A 22814-nucleotide genomic window follows, 5' to 3' on the forward strand; every position below is an offset into this window, starting at 1 on the left:
TGTCTTTTTGCAATCACATACGAAAAGAGACTGCCTAAACTTGTTAGACAGCCTCTTTGCGAATGTATATGACAAATGAAATTCTATTTCGTTATCGGATCATTGCGGCTGGATTTGCCGCTGTCGGATCATTTTACGATTACCTTTTCTGTCGTTCCGTCTTTTCTTTTTACAATGTTAATTCCTGGCACCGGCGACTTCAGGGGAATGCCTGAGACGGTGTAGTAGGTTTCTTCACCGGTGCCCTCCACGAAAGGGGACTTTACGGATGTTGCAGGTTCGTAGACGTTGACAAGACGTTCGGCTGCCTCTCTGATGCGGTCTTCATCAAGCTTGATTATCTCGCGGTCGTATGTCATGATGCCGTTCACCTCTGTCTCGACGTCGGTGGTCTGAGTATAGACAGCTGATGAGAATGATACTTTCTTGCCATTCTTCTTATATCCCTTCGCTACGTCATAAATCTGGTCAATGAGCTTAACGTAAGCATCCGTGATCTCCTTCTCATTGGGGAAGGTGTTGTAGGTCTGGGAATTGCGGTCATACCAACGATGCCCGGGCATGTTTCTGCCGAGACCACCATACTCACCAAGTACGAAAGGACGGGTAGGATCAACGACGCCTTCGAAGATGTAGACGGGCTGACGATAGTCGTGCATGTCGACGAATGTGCCCTCACCGAGTTTGTAGTGGTTACCGCCGCTTGACGGGTTGACAAGGCGGGTGTTGTCAAGGCTCTGAGTGAACTCTACAATCTCACCGGTCTTGAACTGTCCCCAACGCTCGTTGAACGGAGTCCAAACCACGATACAGGGGTGAGAATAGAGCTGATTGATGATTTCTGCCCATTCGCTCTTGAAATTAGCTTCAAGTGTGGGGTTCTGTGTGCAATTGTGAGTCGGATACCAAGTGTCAGTGATCCAGTTGCCTTCGTCTGTCTGGAATGCGGAGGGCATATCCTGCCATACGAGAAGACCGAGACGGTCGCAGTGGTAGTACCAACGGGCGGGTTCAACCTTCATGTGCTTTCTGACCATGTTGAAGCCCCAGTCTTTGGTCTTCTCGAGGTCATAACGGAGAGCCTCGTCAGTAGGAGCTGTCAGCAGACCGTCGGGCCAGTAGCCCTGATCAAGCGGACCGAACTGGAAGAGATCCTTATTGTTGAGCTGCATTCTCCAGAATCCCTCGCTATTCTTCTTATAGGAGATTTTGCGGAGAGCTGCATAGCTGTCGATTTCGTCAAGAGTCTTGCCATTGTCGGCGAGAGAGATTTCCACGTCATAGAGGAACGGGTCTTTCGGGCTCCAGAGTTTCGGCTTCGCAACAGCGAGAGTCACGGTGTTGGCTGCGTCTGCGCTGACAGTCTTTGATGCCACCACATTGTCGCCGTCCATGAGTTTCACTGTGAGCTGACCTTTGGGAGTGCCGGCGAGAGCGATATCGAAAGTGAAGTTCTTCTTATCTACGTTAGGAGTGGTGCGGATGTTGGAGATGTGAGTCTCGTCTACCGGCTCCATCCATACAGTCTGCCAGATTCCGGAAGTGGAGGTATAGTTGATGTCGCCACCGCCTACAGGGTATCTGCGCTGCTTGCCGACAGGCTGCATGCCCGGATCGGTGTTGTCGATCACCTTAACGTAGAGAGTGACCTTGTTGTCCTTGATGTGCTTTGTGATGTCGGCAGAGAAGGATGAGTGTCCGCCGATATGGGAAGTGACGCGATCGCGACCGGTGGTGCCGTTTGCAAAGACGTATGTCTCATAATCCACCGCACCGAAATTGATGATTACGTTCTTGCCGTTCCATTCAGCGGGAATCTCAATCTCCTTCTTATACCAGAGAGCTTTCCCCGGCTCGAGAGGACGCATCACGCCGGAGAGACTTGATTCGATTGCGAAGGGCACGAGAATCTCACCTTCGAAAGCCTTGGGTGTCTCATTCTGGTTGGTGATGGCATAATCCCAGAGACCATTCAGGTTGACCCATTGGTCGCGCTCCATGATAGGGCGCGGATATTCCGGAAGCACGTTGTCGGGATCGATTTCAGCAGCCCAACGGGTTTTGATATGGTTCCCTTTGGGAGCCCATGCAGTCTGCACTTTTGCCGGACGGTAACGATCCATGAGTACCTTCATCCAGAGACCACCGAGCACTGAACGTGCGCTGAAGTTGCAGGAGCGGCCGCTGTCTACCATATAGAAGTCGCTGAGCGGAATACGAGATGTGGTCTCGTTCATGTAGTCGTAGTGCTTGTCGGAGAATTGGAGGAATGTCTCGGTATCGGGCGACATTGAGGCTGTCCAGAGAATCCAGTCGCTCTTTGTCTGAAGGTCGCGGCTGTCGAGAGGGAGACCATATTTGTGCTGCTTGGTGAGGTAGAAATTGATCTCGCGATCCACCACTTCTGCAGGGAAGTAGTTCCAACCCCACATCAGATCCCATACGAGGTTATATTTCTGGCTCCAAGTGCCACCTTTGTGGAACTCCATGCGGTAGTGGTCGCCGTCGCGGGCATCAGCCTCCCAGAGAAGAGCCATATTCTTGGCATAGTTCCGGAATTTCTCGATGTCGCGGGTGTTGCCGCCGATATAGGGGATAAGGTCGGCATACGCTGCGACAGCCATGATAGCCTTGATGGAGAGGTTGGTGTTCTGCTCACTCGGACCCTTGAAGTCGTCGGTGCAGAGCTGGTTGCCCGGATTCTGACCCTCGGCGCGGCAATAGTCTGCCCATGTCTTGAGCACAGATTTGTAAGGTTTCAGCCATTCGCCGTCGCCTGTTATCTTGCAGATCGCATTACAGAGGAGGATGATGTTGGCAGATTCCTCAAGAGGCATAGTGTCGCCGTAAACCTGACCGTTGGCAAGGGGGTACTGACCGAGGTCGTGTGCGGCACAGTTCTTACCCTTTCTCTGGTCGCTCAATGCGTATTCGAGAATAGAGAGCACCATACCCTTCTGAAGAGTCGGGTTGTAGAGGAGATAGAGGGGAGATTCCGGATAAGTGAGGTCAACGGTGTTGACACAGCCGTTCGACTTGTTCTCTTTTGAGAAATATAGGATATGACCCTTGTCGTCTTGGAAGAGCTTGTGGGCAGCCATGACGAGACGATAGTTTGCACTCAGCATCTCGGCATATTTCTTATTGCCGGCAGCGAGAGCGTCGTCATAGATCATCTTGTCGAGGTCGCGGCAACGCTTCATGATGGATGCGTAGTTGTCGCGCAGCTCCTCGAATGCGTTGAAGATGGTCTTTCCGTCGCGTGCATAGTAAGCCTTATAGTTCTTCTTCATATACTGCATGTCGTAGACCTCATCATAGCCGATCATGAGGAAGTCGGAAGCCTCCTTCACCTTGCCGAGGTTGTTGCAGAATGCGAGAGCCGGCATGTTGCTGAGCGAAGTGCTCCTCACCGGATTCTTCTCGGAAGAGGGGAGCTTGCCGCTCTTCACGAAATTCTGCTCGGCAGTCTGACCCTGCACGACTGCCACATTTCCGTTGATTGCCGGAATATATAGGTAGCCCCAGTCGATTGAGATAAGGTCGCCAGATCTGCCGAGAATCTTCTGCTCCTCGGAGCCGGCTTTCAGATATTTGATGCCGTTCTCGGTGATTACCTCCGAGAGGGTGGGCTGGTTCATCTCGTTGACGGTCATCTGAGCCGAAGTGGCGAGATAGAACTGGATGTCGTGTTTCTTGTCGTCGGTAGATTTCACCTGATAAGATATGAAGTTGACCGGAGTGGAGATAAGGTCAAGGTCATCAATCAGCATAGGGGCGGTGAACACTACGTCAAGATTCACCGGACCGCAGGTGAAATTATAATAAGAGCTTGTAGCCATTACGTCGACAGAGTTCTGGCGTGCCTGTTTCACCTCGGTCGACGGGTCGAGGATATTCTCATACAGACCGAAGTCGATGTAGGAGCCGCCTGTAGTGTTGTGGCAATGTGCGGCGATGATATTGTCGCCTGCCTTCAGGGCTTTCTTCTGCTCGGGTGTGAGCTGCACGTTCTCACCCTGACGCCAAGTCTCGCCGGTGGCGACGATCTTTTCGCCGTTGATGTAAAGCTCAAACACGTCGTCGTGTGAGAACTTCACCCAAAGGTCTTTCTCAAGATCCTTGTTTGAGAGGTTTACCACGCGGCGCACGTATATATCCTTATTGTCGCCAACCCAGTCGTTGTTGACGTTAGGATACTCACCTTTCTTACCCCAGGCAGCCTGTTCGGTTGCCCATGAGGAATCATCGAAAGATTCATTTCTCCAGTCGTTGTTGCGCTGGCGTTTGTAGCTTACCTTTCCGCTCCAGCCGTCGCCGTCCACAGTCATCGGCGCGATAGGCTTCAGCAGATTCTCCTTCTCGGATCCCATGAAGCGGTATGAGACGCCATCCACGCGGAGGATACCGTCGATAGCCTTCTCCTGTTCACACCAGTGGCGGGTGGGACCGTCGTTGAGATTGTCATAGTTCGACCATATTGAAAAGAAAGGGTCGTTGGTCAGCAGCGGCACCGAGGGAAGTCGCAGTTCCGTCTCCTGATAGGGCTTGAAGTCTTCTGCCGTCTGGGCAATTGCGGGAGATGCAAGAGCCGTCAATGCGAGCGTGCAGGAGATAAATCCTGTTAGTTTCATGATATGATAAATTTGATTGTTTTTTCTCGGTTGCAAAATTATATATAAAGAATAGTAAAGAATTGCGGTGGTAGTTCAAAGAATAGAAAAATATGTTCAATTCATTATCAGGGATGTATGTAGCCGTGCCAAATTTGTATGTGACATGAAAATTTCCTTTTTTGAACGGTGGTTTTTGTCAATACTTTTGATAAAGGTCTACTTTTGTGCCCGATAAAACTCAATAACACAACCTTAAACAATCAAATTAACCGATTTATGAAACAAAGAGACTTGATGTTTGGCTTCGGTTTATTCGGAGCTTTGGGTATGATGGCCCAGTCTCCGTTTGTCGGTAGTCTTCCTCCCACGGAGGGTAGTGGCGACTACTATCTCTATCAGGTGGAGAGCGGCAAATGGCTACAGAATAATCAGCGTGTACGCGGGCAGTGGACCACACACGCGCAGCTTGACAAGAATGGCTTCGATGTAGAGGTCATCGCTATTGATGGGGGCTGGCAGTTGAATCCCAAATTGGGCTCGAACCACAGTATAAACTCAGGTGGTGACCGCTTCTATATGGATACCAATCATGGCGTGTCGCCCTGGTCGTTTGAGCCGGTTGAGATGTCGGAAGTGAGCAACGCATTCAAGATCCAGGCACTCGTGTGGGACGAACTCAATGAGCCGTATTATCTGGGCGAGAAGGATGATGAGTTGTCAGACAATGCAGAGAATCTGACGTGGCAGCTCGTGAGCTGTGCGGATCGTATCGAATGGATGAAGAATGCTGTTGCAGATGGTCCGGTAGATGCCACTTGGCTGATACCTGCACAGGATCTCGGACGCAATGATGAGCGCCGTAGCCAGTGGACCCACAAATGGACAGCCGACGGCTCGGGCATAGGTCTGGGGGGTGCTGACTTCAATTCCGTTCAGGAAGCCTGGCATCGCGCGACAAACTATGTGGACTATATCATATTGAAGGATATACCCAACGGCACATACCGTTTCACCGTTCAGGGTTGGTATCGCGACACTGAGGTGGAGAGTGCAGAACTTCAGCAGCGCATGGCAGATGGCACAGAGGTGCTCCGTGCATCTTACTTTGCAGGCGCAGCATCTGCCGAACTTATGCCTATCTCCAAGAATGCCTCAACTGAGGAGGTTGCCGGCAAATACTCTTATCATATTGAGCCTGCAGGCATCTGGGTGCCCAATAGCCTGAATGATGCATCGGAGGTATTCTCTGACGGTGCTTACACAAACGAATGGATCGAAACAACAGTCACAGACGGCACTCTCATCATCGGCATAAGCAAGCGTGAGGCTGATCATCGTGACTGGCTCGTATATGACAACTTCCAGCTCCAGTATGTTAGCCAGGATGCTCCGGCAGCCGACCTCAGCGGTCTTAAATCTGAGCTTGAGACTATGATTGCAGAGGCTAACGGGTTGGATTCCACTCCGGTGCTTGCAGCTGCAATTGAGGAGGCAAATGCCGCTGTCGCTTCTGAAAGCGCATCTGTTCTCCGCGATGCCATATTCTCGCTTCAGACTGTGCTTTCCGGTATAAAGGTATCAAAATCAGAGATTGCTCTTTATGCAGAGATCAAGAAATTCTGTGTTGAGGAGGGAGTTGACACCACTTCTGCCGACGAAATCTATATGACGGCTGCAAACCGTGACGACTATAATCGTGCCATCAAAGAACTCCGTTATGCACGTCGTCGCGCCCACGCCGACAAGCATGAGGACGTATTTGCAGGTTCACCCGTCGCTGCCGGAGAGTTCTATCTCTACAATGTAGGGCAGAAACAGTTCCTCAGTGGTGGTTCTGACTGGGGTGCTCATGCAGCCCTGAGTATGCCGGGACGTCTGGTAGTGCTTGAAGAGGAGGATGCTGCTTCCAACGCATACCATATCAACACCAACCTTTTCAACGGTGAGGATAAGCATTACCTCAACTATCGCGGATACATGGATGCTCCTATTGCCGGTGCTTGGAAGTTTATTCCGGTAGATGGTAAGGAGAATGTCTACAATATCGTTCAGAATGACTATCAGGACGTTCACGTAGGCTGGGCTCCGTATGCCGATACAGACAATAAGAACAATGACGAGACTACAGTGGGCACAGAGCTCCGCAATCTTGCAGCCGACGACCTTAACGCACAGTGGAAGCTCGTCAGCCGTGCAGAGCGTATGGCTCTTATGGAGAATGCCTCTATCGATAATCCTGTCGACGTGTCATTCTTGATAGAAAGCCCGAACTTCAACCAGCGTGAGGGAGCTGATATGTTGTGGTCATTCGCAAATGGCAATATATGGGAATATGGTGGCAACCACTATGATTTCGCAGCCGAGTCATGGAACACAACAGACTTTGATATGAATCAGGAGTTGAACGGTCTTCCTGCCGGCGTCTACAAGGCAAGCGTACAGGGCTTCTACCGCAACGGTGATCATGGTGATCAGCCGGATCTTGAGTTCTCTCAGAATGCATATCTCTATTGCGGCAGCGATGAGGCAGACGACGTGCTTCTCCCGAATATCACTGCCGAGAGCGGCATGGTTCCGGGCGAGGGTGATGATGCAGTAGCTGAGGACGGCACTGTCTATAACTATCCTAATGGCATTGTGCAGGCCACCAACTTCTTCAAGAATGGTCTTTACCGCACATACACTGTCATCAATGTGGCAGAGGGTGATCCTGTTATCCTCGGTGTTGGCAAAGATGTGCAGGGTGCTGAGAAAGACTGGGTTGTTGCCGACAACTTCCGTCTGACCTACTACGGCAAAAGCACTACCAAAGATGAGGTGAAGGATATGCTCTCCTCAGGTGTCGTGCCTGTGATTGACAATTCTGATGAGGCTAAGGGCGACAACCGTATCTATAATCTCCAGGGTATCGAGGTTACTAACCCGACAGCTCCCGGCATCTATATCCGCAACGGCAAGAAATTTGTGGTTCGCTGATTGATGATGCAATGACAATTGAAAAAATGAGAATGTCAGTTATAAAGTTTGTTAGTTAGAAGCAACGCATTCATACAGTGCGTAATCTAAAGGAAGGGGGATCCGATCTGATGATGGATGGGATCCCCTTATTCTTGGTTTAAGGGATATGGTTTATGGTTTATAGTTTATGGGATATGGTTTATTGGATATTAATGGATTGGAAAAATTGCAGGGTGTATTGCAGGATATGTAAAGATGCACTAAATTTGCATTTGAGTTTAGAATTAATGGTTATTTAAGACAACTTTCAATACCATGTGAGACTGATTATGTTGCGTAAAATAGGTTTGCTTATAGTAGTATCCTTACTCTTCTTGAATGCATTAGGAGAGCCGGGAGAAAAGAGTGAATATAGGATTGTCAATGCCGGAATTGCCCACGATAAGACATCATTATGCGCCATGCGCGACAGGTACGGGTTCTTATGGGTAGGCACTCTTAATGGGTTGGTATGTTATGACGGTAACGGCAAGAGCGTGTATACATCCAATTCCGGAGTGTTGCCGCAGACGGAGGGGATAAGCGTGAGTTCATTTTTTGAGAAGGATGATGATATATGGTTCGGCGGAACGCAAGGATTGTATATTTTCCACCGTGATGAGAACCGTATGGAGCGATTCCCTTATAAGACACGCTACAACGTTCAGATCAGCTCATCCGTACAGAGGATTGTGGAGGGTGACGACGGCAGGATATGGATCATCACTCACGGACAGGGATTATTCATATTCAATCCGGCTGACGGTTCGCTCATTCAAGACAGTGTTAACGGCGCAAGCTATTCCGATTTGCGGAAGGGTGGCGACGGCAAATTGTATGCAGCTACACAAGACGGGTATCTGCTTGTGTTTAATGCGGATGGCTCGTTATGTCGCAGGATGCGCCTTCCGGATTTTGTCACGGATAAGAATCCGATATCAATGGCGGTAATCGGGGATGTGTTGAGGATTGCATCCAACAAGAGAATATATGCCTACAGGATGGGGGAGAGCGACGTGAGGATAGAGCTTCAGGATGCAGGCTTCGGGGTCATCAACGCCATGACCGAAGGTAAGAATGATTTCTGGCTGGGCACGAATGAGGGTATTTTCCGCTATCCCGGAGGCAATTCTCCCGACAACACATCGCTTGCCGACTCGCGTGTGGTGAAACTGATTCCGGATGGCGACGACGGGTTTATCGTGGTGTCGCGCACGGGGATTGGTTTCCTGTCGGAGGGGCAGACGGGCATCAGTCGTGTCATGGAGAGGGGTAAAGGTGATTTCGATGATACTGTCAACGTGATCTGCCGTTCGGCTGATAGGCGCACGATATGGATCGGCACTGACCATGGAATCTCAAGATATGATGAGGCGTCAGGGATGGTTGAGCCTTTGTCGTTGCCGTTCGGCATGGATATAGTCGTGACCTCCATCGCGGAGCAAGGTAGTCAGTTGTGGATAGGCAGCAGCCATCAGGGTCTCTTCAGATACGACGTGACCACCGGAGAGATGCACCATTACAGATATGATGAGAATATCCCGTATGCCGTGATCAGCAACAGCATAAACAAAGTGTATGTGACGCATCTCGGAGAGGTGTTTATCCTTACCAACTGGGGATTGTGCCGCTACAACAAGAGTCAGGATAACTTTGAGGTGGTGACGGAGATAGGCAACGGCATACCTTTGGTGGAAATGGCTGAGGATGGCAACGGGCGATTATGGGGGGCATCGTCCAATAATCTCATTTACGTGCGTGATAAGAGTGATTCAAGATTCAGCCTGATTGAGAGTAAGGCTATCGGAAAGAACGGTATCTCGCTGATGCATTGTGATGCCGACGGGCGTCTGCTGGTGGTGGCTGGTGGAAACCGTATATTCTATTATGATGAGGAGTCGGGTGATTTCCGTCTTATGGGTTCGCTTATATTGGGAGCCTCCTCGATTGCGTTCATAGAGGAGGGGGCAGCGGGCGAACTATGGATCGGCACAGACAAGAGCGTCATTCGCTTTGACCCTGTATCCAAGGTGACTGACTATTCGTATCTCACCGACAAGGATGTGCTGCTCATGAGAGGGGCTGCGTGCCGGCTGGATAACGGGTCGATACTTTTCGGGGCATATAAGGCGTTGTGCGAATTGAATCCCGGGGTTATCGCCTCGGAAGATCTGACGGAACGCGCCTACATATTGGGTCTGTCGTTCCCATATCTGGAGGAGAGCGGTGATGAACTGAAGAGACTTGACCTTGACCGGCTGCTCTATACGCTTGATGAGATAACACTCCCATATTCCGACAATACGTTTACCATCCATTTTGCCGGGGCACGCAAGAGCGGCAGTCCGGAAGTAAGGTATCTTTATATGTTGGAAGGGGTTGACAAGACGTGGATTCCGGCTTCCGGGTCAGAAGTGACGTACACTGATCTCAGCCCTGGCACCTACACATTCTCCCTGCGTCCTGATTCCGGACCGGAGTCGGCTATGGATCATCTCACTATCCACATACCGGCGCCCTGGTATCTGTCGTGGGTGGCATTTGTGGTCTATGCTATTCTCGCGCTCATGGCGGTGTTGTCGATAATGATGATCTCCAGAAGGAGGTTGCAGCGTCAGTCGGAAGAGAGGATAAGGGAGATGCGCACCCAGAAGGAGAGGGAGACCTACGAGTCGAAGATGCGGTTCTTCGTGAATCTCGTGCATGAGATACGCACCCCGCTCACCCTTATAAGTCTTCCGCTTGAGAAACTTTCTGAATCGGTCGATGGCACGCCACTTCCGGATAAGGAGAAACGCAAGTCGATAGCCTCAATGCAGCGCAATCTCGACTATCTCCTCGGCATCATAAATCAGCTTCTCGATTTCCGTAAGGCGGAGCATGACAGTGAGGTGCGTCTATCCGTGCGTGACACTGATATTGTCAAATCCGTGTCGGAGATATGCCACAGATTCCGTCAGCCCATGCTCTCGCAGGGTAAGGAGCTTGAGATTGTAATGCCCGAGGAGAGGATTGTGGCAAGGGTAGACAGAGGGAAGTTTGACAGGGTGGTGATGAATCTTGTCGGTAATGCGATGAAATACAGTCGCCATAAGGTGAGCGTCAAGCTTTCTGCCGGAGATGATGGCACTCTTGTGCTTACCATCTCTGATGACGGCATTGGAATCAATGATAATGAGCGTGATAAGATATTCGATACGTATTACCAGATTTCGGGAGATGATGTCGGTGCCACGCTTGGCACGGGACTCGGACTGACATACGCACGCCTTGTGACGCGTGCACATGGGGGCGACATATCTGTGGGGAATCTCGCAACGGGTGGCGCAGTGTTCCGCCTGACCCTTCCTGTCTCTGACAGTACTGATGAGGTGGAGGATGAGACATTGCCTTCGCCGGAGGAGTGTACTCCCGAAGAGGAACAGTCGCTGCCGGATGAGAAGGGTGGCGAGGATAAGAAGAAGACAGTCATTCTGCTTGTGGAGGATAACGATGAACTGCGTAATGATGTGGCTCATGCCTTGAAATCTTATTATGATGTGGTGTCGGTGCCGGATGGAGAGACGGCTCTGAAGGAATTGGAAAGCAATGATTCGATTGATATGATAGTGAGCGACTATATGATGCCCGGCATAGATGGCGCGGAGTTGTGTCGTAGGGTGAAGGATGATATCAATATGTCGTACATACCTTTCATAATGCTTACAGCCAAGAGTGGGCGTGAGGCTAAGGAGGAGTCGATGAGGGTCGGTGCTGATGCTTTTGTTGAGAAGCCGTTCACGATAAAGCAGTTGAGACTTCAGATCTCTAATATCTTGAATACGCGGGAACTCTTCTACAAGAAGATGAGGGGGAGTGAGGTGATGTCTGATAGCGTGGCTGATGAACCATTGATCAATCGGATGGATGCCGATTTCCTTGCGGTTCTCAATAAGCATATACTCGACAATATATTGGACGAGGATATATCGATAGATGCGATAGCCGGGAAGATGGATATGAGCCGTTCCACGTTCTATCGTCGCATAAAGGCTGTGACGGGTATGTCGCCTGTAGATTATCTGAAGAACTACCGTCTGGAACATGCCGCACGGCTTCTGAAGGATGGCATGAGAGTGTCGGAAGTGGCGTTGATGGTAGGCTTCACCTCATCGTCTTACTTCGCAAAATGCTTCAGAGCGAAATTCGGTATGATACCCAAAGAATACGTATCCGCCCATACCACTTAATCCACCACAGAGACGGCGATATATATATATACACCACGGAGAACACGGAGAGCGCAGAGATTTTTTTATTTTTCTCTGCGTTCTCCGTGGTCGTTAAATTTCCTCGTGGATTTGGTGATTATGGGGTGCCGAAGTCGGGCAGTCCGTTGTCGCCCCATTTTATTCTTTTCCACCTCACGTCGTTGACCGGCTGGTTGCGTTCATCAAAGTGCTTCGCCTGATACACAAGATCATATTCACCCTTTGTCGCGGAGGGGGTTACGGATATATTTGAGCATCCGAACAATCCGCTTGCCTCGTCAGCCACAAAGAATGGTTCCGGCTCTTTTCTCCATGAATCGGGGTCAAGGAGATTGCTGTCGGCATCGGCATGCAGCAGTCCGAGCACATTATATACCGTCCATATCCCGCTTGCCGAATATCCTACCACGACAGTCTTACCATCCGGCGAAATCATTGCCAAAGGATTTTCATTCACGTAGATTGGATACGCGGTGCGGCTCCCGTCGGGATTTATCCATTGGCGTTCCCACTCATACTTAGGTGAGGAGATCATGACTCGTTGGGATTTCAGTGTCCAAGGGTTCTCCATCTCCGCTATATATATGCACTGCGTCTCGGTCTCCGCGCGTTGTTTCTGCCAGCCTGACCAGAGAAGATAGCGGCGTCCGCCGACAACGAAGGTGGAGGGGTGAAGTCCGAAATTCCATTCCGGGTCGGTGACCAGTGGTCCGCGAGGGATCCATTCCCCCGTCATGGGGTCGGGTGAGCTATTCTCCAACACGTATATCTGATGTGTGTCGGTATTCAAGGAATTATCAGCCTCAAAATATATATACCATTTCCCATCTATGCGGTGTATCTCCGGAGAATAGATGTTGCTCATCTCCTTCCCTGTGGAGGTCCACACCAGGGAGGGTGTCGATTCCGGCAATTTCTCTACCGAATTTGCAGAATAGAGAAGAATTGAGTCGACAGATTCGTTCTGCATGGTCAGATAGTAGGTGCTGTCGATAAGAGTGATGAATGGATTGGCTTTCGATTTGAAAAGAATCATCCGGTCTCCATCCGTTTTCCCGGAAGTGCAACCGAGAAGAGTAAACATGGCGATAAAGGCAAATGCGAGTTTATTCATCAGCTTATTAATTTGTGGCAAAAATAGTAATTCATATTGACTTGTGCAAATTTGTATCGGATAATGCCAAAAATGTCTACATGGTTGAGTTGTGGTGCGTTTGAACAGATTTTATAGTAATATGAATAGGGATTTTCATTAATATGGTTAATAATTCGGTTAATTTGCATCCGATTTCCGATGGAAAACTCTTTTGAAAAACTCATCGGGATATTCAGTAGATTACTTAATCAGGAAAATAAAAAACGTAATAATAAATTCGAGCTTACCAAATGAAAACCTTTTTGAAATGTGCTCTGGCTGCATTTGCAGTTATGCCGATGGCAGCCCAGACACCGGAGATTTTCCAACCTTACAAGGATACGCAGCTCCGTCTCCCCTCTGTTCCGCTCGTGGTGTCCGACCCATATTTCTCTATATGGTCGCCCTACGACAAACTTACTGATGGCTGCCCGACTCATTGGACTTCCGATGAGAAGCCTCTCGAAGGCATCCTTCGCGTTGACGGAAAGAACTACCGTTTCCTTGGTGCGAAGAATACTGTGTTCCAAAGCGTGGTGCCGATGGGCGATGAAATGGCTTGGAACGGTAAATATTCACGCAAGGCTCCCGAGGGGAAATGGATGAACCCTGACTACAACGATTACTCATGGAAGGAGGGGAAGGGTGCGTTCGGTTCGAACGAGAATCAGTTTATCCGCACTCCGTGGACTGAGGAGAACAGCGACCTCTACGTAAGAAGAGAGTTTGACCTGAAGCCCGCCGACCTGCAGGGGGATCTGTTCCTCGTATATTCCCATGATGATAATTTCGAAATCTACATCAACGGCACAAGGGTGGCTCAAGGTCCCGCCGAACATAAGGAGGAGGTGAAACTTGAGCTTACAGATGATATCCGCAAGCTCCTTCGTCCCGGCAAGAACGTGATTGCATCTCATTGCCATAACAACGGTGGTGGCGCACTTACCGATTTCGGTATCTACCGCAATGTCGGCGTTGAAGACAGCAGCACTCCGAAGGCTGTGCAGAAAGACGTGGACGTCACTGCAACTTCCTCTTACTATACGTTTGAGTGCGGTCCGGTGGAACTTGACCTCGTGTTCACCGCCCCCATGCTGATTGATGATTATGACCTTCTCTCTTCCCCGATCAACTATATCTCATATCAGGTGACTTCTACCGATGGTCAGGAGCACGACGTGCAGATTCTTCTCACCGCCTCTCCCAAAATCGCGCAGAACAAGCAGGCTCAGTCTACAATCTCCACGCTTGAAGAGCACAACGGCGTCGCTTATATGAAGACAGGCACTATCGAGCAGCCTATCCTTGCCAAGACCGGCGACCATATCTGCATCGACTGGGGCTATTTCTATATGCCGGCTATCAACGGCACCGTGTCGCTGAATACGGATGCCGCAATAAAGGATAGCTTCCTGCGTACAGGCAAACTCCCCGCAAGCAAGAAGGAGATCGTAGCCAAGAATGCGTCGGAGAATCCTCTGCTTGGTTATGTGCATGATTTTGGCAGAACAAAACGTGGAGCAAGCTATGCTTTGGTGGGTTATGATGAGATTTTCGACATCGAATATTTCTTCAAACGCTACAAAGGATATTGGGCACACAACGGAAGCGTAAGCATCTTCGACATGTTCAACCGTCTCAACGGTTCGTATGCCCAGATCATGAACCGTTGCCGCGACCTTGACCGCAGGATATATGACGATGCCTTCAACGTAGGTGGTCAGAAATATGCCGAGCTTCTTTCCGGCTCTTACCGCCACGTCATCGCAGCCCACAAGCTCTTCACTGATGACAACGGCACTCTTCTCTTCTTCTCCAAGGAGAATGACTCCAACGGTTGCGTCAACACAGTAGACCTCACTTATCCCGAGGCACCCCTCTTCCTTGTCTACAATCCCGACCTTCAGAAGGCGATGATGACTTCTATCCTTGATTATAGCCGTTCGGGTCGTTGGACCAAGCCTTTCGCGGCTCACGACCTCGGTCAGTATCCCAAGGCTAACGGTCAGGTATATGGTGGCGACATGCCTTTGGAGGAGGCCGGAAATATGCTTACCCTTATAGCGATGTGCTGCAAGCTCGACGGCAATGCCAACTATGCCGAGCCTTACTGGGATATCCTCACCACATGGACAGACTATCTCGTGGAGAACGGACAGGATCCGGAGAACCAGCTCTGTACTGACGACTTCGCCGGACACTGGGCACACAATGCCAACCTCTCCATAAAGGCTATCATGGGTATCGCCGGATATGCTGAACTCGCTCTTCTTCGCGGCGACAAGGCTACATACGAGAAATACAACAAGATTGCAAAGGATATGGCTGCAAAATGGGAGGCATCCGCAGCCGAAGGTAAGAAGGGTGATCTTCACTACCGTCTTGCTTTCGACAGGGAGAACACCTGGAGCCAGAAATACAACATGGTGTGGGATAAGCTCTGGAGCACCGGTATATTCCCTGCTCACGTGATGCCTGCCGAGGTGGCTTACTATCTGAAGAAGCAGAATCAGTATGGTCTGCCGCTCGACTGCCGCAAGGACTACACAAAGAGCGACTGGATCATGTGGACTGCCGCAATGTCGCCCGACAAGAAGACTCTCGGCAAATTTATCGAGCCGCTATATGATTACGTCAACGAGACTGAGACCCGCGTGCCTATCAGCGACTGGTATGACACGGTGACCGGACGTAAGACCGGATTCATGGCGCGCTCGGTGATCGGCGGACACTGGATGCCTGTATTGGCTGAGAAACTTGGAAAATAAGGTTGTTGGGTCGCGCTTTCTGACCGTGTGCCGGCAGAGGCGCGACTCAGACACTATCTGAAATTGAAAATACTACTTATTTAAACCTACATTTATGAATATTTCAACCATTGGAAAAACTCTTGGAAACTGCATGAAGGGGGCTTTTATAGGACTTCTTGCCATAGCTGCGGTTTCATGTAAGAGCGATGAGAAAGTCGATACGACTGTTCCGTTCGATCCTACCAGACCGGTGACAGTGACCGGGTTCACTCCCGAGAGTGGCGGTTACCAGGATCAGATTATTGTGAAAGGTAGTAATTTCGGCACCGACAAGAGTATGGTGTCGCTTAAAATCGGTGGCAAGCAGGCAGTGCTCGTCAGCGTGATGTCTGACAAAATGTATGGCTTCGTGCCGTCGGGAGCTTTCTCCGGCGAGGTGGAGGTCACGATCATCGATAAGGATGGCAAGGTACATTCCGTTGTCTCCGACAAGAAATTCAATTACGAGCGTAAATCCGTGGTGGGCACCTTATGCGGCTATCAGAATGAGAATGACAGCCAGGGAGAGGTGTGGGGTTCTTTTGATATCTGCTCCGGTTTCAATTCCGAGGGATGTATGGCTATCGACCCTCTCTATCCCGACCGTGTCTATATCGCATACGACCGTGGTGAGGGATTCTTAGCTCAGCTTGATCTCGAGAAACGCGAGAGCAGCCGCCTGATGAGCTCCAACAAATTCCAGAACCAGCGTCTGCGTAACATCGCATTCTCCAACGACGGCAAGTATATGCTTGTGTCGACCGACCGTGCTGACAACGGCACAAAATCGACGAGCGTATGGATCGTGACAAGAAATGCCGACGGCACATTCTCCGACAAGTCGTCTTGCCAGTCGCTTGTGGCATACAAGCAGTGTAACGGTGTGGCAGTCCATCCTGTCAATGGTGAGGTTTATTTCAACAGCTATGAGGGTGGTCAGCTCTTCCGTATGAATCTTGATGATTATTTCAAATCATTCGAGCCGACAGAAGAGGGTGAGGAACCTAAGGAATGGACCGGTTATCTTGATGACGGAGCATTCCGTGAGCTATTCAAGATTCAGGATCCCTCCTACGAGTTCCAGACTACAATCCATCCCTCCGGCAAGTATGCCTATCTGACAGTCATCAACCGCAACTATATTCTCCGCACGGACTATGACGAGGTTAAGAAGGAGTTCACCACACCTTATACTGTAGTTGGCTTTAACAGTGATCTCAGTCATGGAGGTTGGGTTGACGCAGTAGGTACAAACGCCCGTCTTAGCAGACCTTATCAGGGTGTGTTTGTGAAGAATCCGGAATATGAGGCAGAGGGCAGAGAGGATGTCTACGATTTCTATTTCGCCGACTGCACTAATTTCTGCATCCGCTATATCACTCCCGACGGTCTTGTCCGCACATACGCCGGTCGCGCCCCCTCTACCAACGGCAACATCTGGGGCACAGAGGATGGCGACCTCCGTCAGGCAGCACGTTTCCGTGATGTCACCGGTATAGCGTATGACGAGAAGCGTGATATGTTTTACGTGCTCGACCATAACAACCGTCGTATCCGCTACATTGGTAAAGAGATGGAAAACAGCATTGTTGTGCCGGACCCCGATGATAACGAGAACGGAGATGACACTCCTGAAGAGAATTGATACGGAACTGAAACAAAACTATCCATTTAATACATGAAACAACGAATAATAACACTTGCCACAGCACTGTCGCTGACGTCGGGCTTGGCAATGGCAAAAATATACACCGGTACCGTATGGGCGGTCGGAGATGATGAACCGCTGATCGGTGCTACGGTGATGGTGAAAGGCACATCTGTAGGTGTGACCACTGACATTGATGGTAACTTCTCAATTGATATACCGGAGAAGTCGAAATTCCTTGTGATATCCTACGTGGGCATGGAGCCTAAGGAGCTTCAGATCGGCAAACTGCGTGAGAAGGGTAATCAGATCTATCTTGACCCGATGCAGGGTGCACTTGATGAGGTGGTGGTGACAGGTATGGGTAATCGTAAGAAGATTACTGTGACCGGTGCAGTGACGAATGTAAATGTAGATGACATGAAGCATTTCAGCACATCAAACCTCTCAAATGCATTGGCAGGTAATGTGCCGGGTGTGTTGGCAATGCAGACTTCCGGTCAGCCGGGCAAGAACAAGTCAGAGTTCTGGATTCGCGGTATCTCTACTTTCGGAGCCAAGAAATCGGCTTATATACTTGTGGACGGCTTTGAGCGTGAGAATATCGACGACCTAAATATCGAGGATATCGAGACTTTTACAGTGCTGAAGGATGCTTCCGCCACTGCAATCTACGGTTCAAAGGGTGCGAACGGCGTTGTACTTATCACCACCAAGCATGGTAAGGAGGGTAAAATCAACGTGAATGCTAAATTCGAGACTGCCTACAACAGTCGCACGAAGACTCCGGAATTTGTGGATGGTCTCACCTACGCCGGTCTGTTGAATGAGGCTCGCGTGACAAGAAGCCAGGGCATCTACTTCACTCCGGCGGAGATGGAGCTTTTCGCAAACGGTCTTGACCCCGACCTTTATCCTAACGTGGATTGGAAAGACCTTCTTCTGAAGGATGGTTCAATGAGCTATCGTGCCAACGTCAACATCAGCGGCGGTGGTAAGACTGCACGTTACTTCGCATCAGTGTCATACGTCAACGATGGCGGTATGTATAAGACTGACTCCACACTGAAGGATAAGTATAACACGAATGCCAATTACGGACGATGGAACTATCGCGTGAACCTCGATATCAATGCCACCCCGACAACGCTTATCAGAATAGGTACAGCAGGCGACCTCTCCACGCAGAATGCTCCGGGCTACGGTGATGACCATGTATGGGAATCCCTCTTCGGCTATAATGCCATACTTACTCCCGTGATGTATAGCAACGGCTACGTCCCGATGATCAACATGAACCGAGACGATGCCCGTTCCAACCCGTGGGTTATGACCACTCAGACCGGTTACAAGACAATGTGGAATAACAATCTACAGAACAATGTCTCGCTGGAACAGGATCTTAATTTCATCACACAGGGTCTTAAATTTACAGGTCGCTTCGGTTATGATACTTATAACAGTAACTCTATTGATCATATCCAGATGCCTGAGAGATGGTATGCTAATGGTCGCGACAAGGATACGGGTGAGATTATCTTTGATAAGATCGGAAATAAATGGGATATGACACAGTCTTCCTATAATGAGGGTTCGCGCCGCACATTCCTTGACCTCCTCCTCACTTATAACCGTGAGTTCAACGGACACAATGTGACCGGCAACCTCAAATACACATGGGATGACAATATCCAGACCCAGAATATCGGTAACGACATCAAGAATAGTGTGAGCCGCAAGAATCTTGCGTTTGCCGGTCAGGTGGCTTACAATTATGATTACCGCTATTTCGTAGACTTCAACTTTGGCTACAATGGCTCGGAAAACTTTGCTGACGGACACCGTTTCGGTTTCTTCCCCGCATTCTCCGTGGGTTGGGCATTAGACCGCGAGAAGTTTATGCAGAACCTCACATGGCTTGATATGTTTAAGATCCGCTATTCATGGGGTAAGGTCGGCAACGACAATTGTGGCGACGTCCGTTTCCCGTATCTCTACACGCTTGATTATATTCGGGATAAAAATGGCATGATAGTTAATGGTATATATAATTTTGGTACAACGGGTTCTCCGACACGTTTCGACTATACACAGGGTATACACTACACCGGACTTGCCTCCAACAACGTGACTTGGGAGGTAGCGAAAAAGCAGGATATCGGCGTGGATATAGCTCTGTTCAACAACTCATTTACCATGACTGTTGACTATTTCCGCGAGCGTCGTTCCGGCATCTATATGGTGCGTAACTTCCTCCCCGGTTCTCTTGGTCTGGAGTCTGCTCCTATGGCGAATGTAGGCTCTGTGAAGCAGGAGGGTTTTGATGGTAACTTTGCCTATCATAACAAGTTTGGTGAGGTGGATCTTACAGTGCGTGGCAACATCACCTACAGTAAGAACACAATTGAGGACTATGACGTGGAGAACAACGTCTATCCCTATCAATATCAGACAGGCTATCGTGTGGATCAGGTGCGCGGTCTTATTGCAGAGGGTCTTTTTGCAGACTATGAGGATATCCGCAACCATCCCAAGCAGATGTATGGCGATGTGCAGCCCGGTGATATCAAGTATAAGGATGTGAACGGCGACGGTGTCGTGGATGATGGAGATATCGTTGCAATCGGTGCAACCAATCGTCCTAACCTTATATATGGCGTCGGTTTGTCGGCAATGTGGAGAGGGTTCGATTTCAACGTTCTCTTCCAGGGTGCGGGCAAAGCCACAGTCAGCATGGAAGGCAAGGCAGTGTGGGCATTCAGCCAGGACCGTTACGGTCAGATATTTGATGATCTCGTGAAAGACCGTTGGGTTGACAGAGAGACAGCCGCAATACTTGGTATCCCCGCAAATGAGAATCCCAACGCCTCTTATCCGCGTATGGTGCTTCTTGAGAGTAATGCCACTCACAACAACTACCGCAGTTCCACATTCTGGACTCGCGATTGCAGCTACTTGCGTCTGAAAAACCTTGAGATCGGTTATTCTCTTCCGAAAGATTTCCTTGCAAATCTCCATATCGAGAATGCACGTTTCTTCGTACAGGCAACCAATCTCTTCACATTCTCCAACTTCAAAATCTGGGATCCGGAAATGGGCAGCAGCGATGGTGAGAAATATCCTCTGACGAAAGCCTTCACAGCCGGTTTGACAGTAAGCTTCTAATTTGAAATATCATGAAAAGATATAATATAGCATTATCATTGTTCGTAATGTTGGGCGGTATGTCGGTGCTGACAGGATGTGCCGATTCGCTCGATTCAGATAAATATTTTGATGACCGCCGCACCATTGAGTCGGTCTTCACAGACATTAACCAGACCAACAACTGGCTTACACAGGCATTCTCCTTCCTGAAGGGTGAGCTTGCCGACGTGACCACAAAAGAGATCAACGGTGCCGGTCTCCATTGCTTCGCCGACGATATGTATTTCGGCGACCGTGACTCATCTATCTCAGGCGACTGGGGCAAGTCGGATTCCTACTCTGCATTTAAGAGGGGTGACTATGATGAGAATTTTGGCAGCGGCTATTGGACCCAGGCTTACAAGGGCATATATCAGGCTTCGATATTCATCAAGAATATCCATCTCAATAATAAGCTGACCGAGGAGGAGCGTCTTGATATGAAGGGTCAGGCACGCTTCGTGAGAGCATATTATTACTGGCTGCTTCTCCGCAAGTATGGTCCGGTGCCCATCATGCCGGATGAGGGTGCCGACTACACACTGTCGTATGCCGAACTTTCCATTCCGCGCAGCACCTACGAGGAGTGTGCCGAGTATATTGCATCAGAGATGGTGCAGGCAGCAAAGGAGCTTCAGTCATGGAGCCGTTTCCAGGGGAACACCGATCAGGAGTCGATGATACGTCCGACGAAGGGTGCCGCACTCGCAACCCGTGCGCTTGCATATATCTATGCAGCCAGTCCGCTCGCCAATGGTCAACTTGCCAACGGTAGTCATCCCGGCGGCGTGAGCGACGGTTTTGCAAAGACTTTTGTCAACAAGGATGGCACACCGCTTCTGAGCCTCACCTACGATGAGTCGAAGTGGGCACGTGCGGCAGCAGCTTGCCGCGACGTCATGGAGTGTCAGGCAGGCTATGAGCTTTACCATGCAGGCCTACAGCTCAACGACAATAAGACCACGGGTTATCCCAAGACCATAACTCCTCCCGACGACAATGACTTCTCTCAGAAGAATTGGCCCGAGGGTTGGGCAGATATCGACCCGTATCTCTCTTACCGCGACTTCTTCAACGGTGCGGTGGGTCTTGACAACACTGAGATTATCTTCTCACGTGGTTACAACGTGGGTGGTCACAGCGGTATGGAGGGTCTTGTGGTGCACGCATTGCCCAACACGCTGTTCGGCTACAACTGCCACGGTCTTACCCAGAAGATGGTTGACGCATACTATATGAATGACGGCACTGACTGCCCGGGCAAGGATAGCGAGATGGGTGGCGGCGACGGCTCGGAGCGTCGTCAGGGATGGACCACGAGCCGTGGTGACAATGCCTACACGAAATATCCTCCGTTGGGTCAGGGTGTATCTATGCAGTATGCGGAGCGTGAGCCGCGTTTCTATGCGAGCGTGTCGTTCAACGGCTCCTACTGGTGGAATGCCAATCCGGAGAAGACCAACAAGTATATGCAGGTGTTCTACTGGCGCGGAACCAATACGGTGACTTCTCCCGATGGCTCAACCACAACCGAGACCAACGGCTATGACAACACGGGCTATTACCTGCGCACGGGCATCGGTATCAAGAAATGGGTCAATCCGGCTGACTGGCGCACGGTGAGAAGTGCCGACGACTATGGACATATCGTTCGCAAATGGGAGCCTGCAATCCGTTATGCCGATATCCTCCTTATGTATGCGGAGGCTGTCAACGAGCTTTCCGGCTCTTACACGGTTCCATCGTGGGATGGCACAAAGAGCTACAGCGTAAGCCGCGACATCAATGAGATGAAGCGTGGCATACGTCCGGTGCGTTGCCGTGCCGGTGTGCCCGACTATACAATGGCAGAGTATAGCGACCAGCAGACACTCCGAGCAAAGATCAAGCGTGAACGTATGATTGAGCTTATGGGTGAGGGTAAACGCTACTACGATCTCCGCCGTTGGATGGATGCCGCTATTGAGGAGTCGAAGCCGGTGTATGGTTGCAACGTGCTTATGACCAACAAGCAGCAGGACGATTTCCAGCGTATCGTGCCGATCTACAGCCTGCCGACCGTATTCTCCGACAAGATGTATTTCTGGCCGATCTCTACCGGTGAGTTGAAACGTAACCAGAACTTGGTGCAGAATCCGGGTTGGAAGTATTTTGATTAAGGTTTAAAGTTTATGGTTTAAGGTTTAAGACCTA

General features: G+C 50.0%; 8 protein-coding genes. 6 read left to right on the forward strand and 2 right to left on the reverse strand.

Annotated features, from left to right (window positions below; all coding sequences use genetic code 11):
• Positions 1–128 precede the first annotated feature (128 nt).
• Positions 129–4634 (reverse strand): glutaminase domain-containing protein, encoded by a 4506-nt coding sequence (locus E5331_RS20790; RefSeq protein ID WP_275441260.1) that lies wholly within the window; start codon positions 4632–4634, stop codon positions 129–131.
• 258 nt (positions 4635–4892) lie between these two features.
• Between E5331_RS20790 and E5331_RS15680 the strand changes: the two genes are divergently transcribed.
• The gene (locus E5331_RS15680) at positions 4893–7592 is read left to right on the forward strand and encodes a hypothetical protein (RefSeq protein ID WP_135986351.1); all 2700 of its coding nucleotides are present in this window, start codon (positions 4893–4895) and stop codon (positions 7590–7592) included.
• A gap of 311 nt (positions 7593–7903) precedes the next feature.
• Complete coding sequence (locus E5331_RS15685) at positions 7904–11842, forward strand: hybrid sensor histidine kinase/response regulator transcription factor (protein ID WP_123484387.1); 3939 nt, start codon at positions 7904–7906, stop codon at positions 11840–11842.
• A 118-nt stretch (positions 11843–11960) separates the two neighbouring features.
• Here E5331_RS15685 and E5331_RS15690 read toward each other — a convergent pair whose 3' ends face one another.
• Entirely contained in the window at positions 11961–12977 is a 1017-nt protein-coding gene (locus tag E5331_RS15690) for a glycoside hydrolase family 43 protein (RefSeq protein ID WP_123484386.1), read from the reverse strand.
• Positions 12978–13249: 272 nt separating this feature from the next.
• Between E5331_RS15690 and E5331_RS15695 the strand changes: the two genes are divergently transcribed.
• From E5331_RS15695 to E5331_RS15710, 4 genes are all read left to right on the forward strand, one after another.
• On the forward strand, positions 13250–15766 hold the full coding sequence (locus E5331_RS15695; protein WP_123484385.1) for a glutaminase family protein: 2517 nt from the start codon (positions 13250–13252) through the stop codon (positions 15764–15766).
• A gap of 94 nt (positions 15767–15860) precedes the next feature.
• Entirely contained in the window at positions 15861–17432 is a 1572-nt protein-coding gene (locus E5331_RS15700; protein ID WP_275441261.1) for an IPT/TIG domain-containing protein, read from the forward strand.
• Positions 17433–17465: 33 nt separating this feature from the next.
• On the forward strand, positions 17466–20600 hold the full coding sequence (locus E5331_RS15705; RefSeq protein ID WP_135985909.1) for a SusC/RagA family TonB-linked outer membrane protein: 3135 nt from the start codon (positions 17466–17468) through the stop codon (positions 20598–20600).
• A gap of 11 nt (positions 20601–20611) precedes the next feature.
• The gene (locus E5331_RS15710) at positions 20612–22780 is read left to right on the forward strand and encodes a RagB/SusD family nutrient uptake outer membrane protein (RefSeq protein ID WP_123484382.1); all 2169 of its coding nucleotides are present in this window, start codon (positions 20612–20614) and stop codon (positions 22778–22780) included.
• The last annotated feature ends 34 nt before the right edge of the window (positions 22781–22814 follow it).

Source organism: Lepagella muris, assembly GCF_004793975.1.
Classification (GTDB): domain Bacteria; phylum Bacteroidota; class Bacteroidia; order Bacteroidales; family Muribaculaceae; genus Lepagella; species Lepagella muris.